Source organism: Pseudomonas sp., from assembly GCF_030696055.1.
GTDB lineage: Bacteria > Pseudomonadota > Gammaproteobacteria > Pseudomonadales > Pseudomonadaceae > Aquipseudomonas.
Genome location: NZ_JAUYNP010000076.1, coordinates 1 through 1356 on the forward strand (window position 1 = coordinate 1; position 1356 = coordinate 1356).

Here is a 1356-nt window from a genome sequence, read left to right on the forward strand (position 1 = left end):
TAAATTGCGCGCAATTTAATTGCTGTCTATCTTGTTGTTCACTACCACTCATTAGGGGCGACAAGCATGGGCAACGCACTCTTCGATATTCCAGTGACCACCATCAAAGGTGAGCAGAAAACCCTGGCCGATTTCGGCGGCAAGGCGGTGCTGGTGGTCAATACCGCCAGCAAATGCGGCTTTACCCCGCAGTACAAGGGTCTGGAAAGCGTCGGGCAGCAGTACAAGGACAAGGGGCTGGTGGTGCTGGGTTTCCCCTGCAACCAGTTCGGCAAGCAGGAGCCGGGTGATGAAGGGGCGATCAGCGAGTTCTGCGAGCTGAATTTCGGCGTGAGTTTTCCGCTGTTCAAGAAAATCGACGTCAACGGCAGCGATGCCCACCCGCTGTTCGTCAACCTGAAGAAAAGCGCGCCGGGCCTGCTCGGCAGCCAGGGCATCAAGTGGAACTTCACCAAGTTCCTGCTGAGTGCCGACGGTAAGGTGATCAAGCGTTTCGCCCCGACCACCAAGCCCGAAGACCTGACTGCCGAGATCGAAGCGCTGCTGAAATGAGCCAAGCCAGTCTGCTCGCGGATGAGGGGCTGCAGCTGGACAACCAGCTGTGCTTCAAGCTGTATGCCGCTTCCCGCGCGGTGATCCGGGCCTACAAGCCGATGCTCGAGCGGCTCGACCTGACCTACCCGCAGTACCTGGCCATGCTGGTGCTGTGGGAATGGCAGCTGCAGCCCCCGGCGCAGCCAACCGTGAAGGCCCTGGGCGAGCGCTTGCTGCTCGACTCGGGGACCTTGACGCCCTTGCTCAAGCGCCTGGAGTTGCAAGGCTTGTTGCTGCGCCAGCGCTCGGCCAGTGACGAGCGAGAGGTGCATCTGGCGCTGACCCTGGCCGGTTGCGCCTTGCGCGAACGGGTATTGCCGCTGAAAAACCAGCTGCTGTGCGAGCGTGGGGTCGATCTGGGCGCCTTGGCCGCTCTGCGCGGCCAGGTCGCTCTGCTGCTCGATCAGTTTATGGCGTTGCGTTAGTGGTCAGCCATTGGTCGAGCAGGGCGGCCAGCTCTTCCTTGCGAAAGGGTTTGGCCAGATAGTCGTTCATCCCGGCTGCGCGGCAACGCTCGCGCTCATCGGACAGGGCGTTGGCGGTCAAGGCGATAATCGGCAACTGCGCATGCTCGGGGCGTTGGCGGATATGTCGGGTGGTTTCGTAGCCATCCATCACCGGCATATTGCAGTCCATCAGCACCAGATCGACCTGCTGCGACTCCAACACGCTTAGCGCTTCGCCGCCATGATTGGCCAGCAACACCTCGCAACCCAGTTTGCCCAGCATGCCTTTGGCCACCAGTTGATTGACCGGGTTGTC

At 60.8% G+C, this 1356-nt stretch carries 3 protein-coding genes; 2 read left to right on the plus strand and 1 reads right to left on the minus strand.

Annotated elements, in window-relative coordinates; genetic code table 11:
* The first annotated feature begins 66 nt into the window (after positions 1-66).
* Both Q8Q83_RS04505 and Q8Q83_RS04510 read left to right on the plus strand, forming a co-directional pair.
* Positions 67-552 carry a glutathione peroxidase gene (locus Q8Q83_RS04505; RefSeq protein WP_305621503.1) on the plus strand — a complete coding sequence of 162 codons (486 nt, stop codon included), beginning with the start codon at positions 67-69 and terminating at the stop codon, positions 550-552.
* Positions 549-1019: a MarR family winged helix-turn-helix transcriptional regulator gene (locus tag Q8Q83_RS04510; RefSeq protein WP_305621505.1), complete on the plus strand. Its 471-nt coding sequence runs from the start codon at positions 549-551 to the stop codon at positions 1017-1019. The genes Q8Q83_RS04505 and Q8Q83_RS04510 overlap by 4 nt, the downstream gene beginning before the upstream one ends.
* Here Q8Q83_RS04510 and Q8Q83_RS04515 read toward each other — a convergent pair.
* Positions 1003-1356: response regulator (locus tag Q8Q83_RS04515; protein WP_305621507.1), on the minus strand; the 354-nt coding region annotated here is incomplete at its 5' end. The genes Q8Q83_RS04510 and Q8Q83_RS04515 overlap by 17 nt on opposite strands.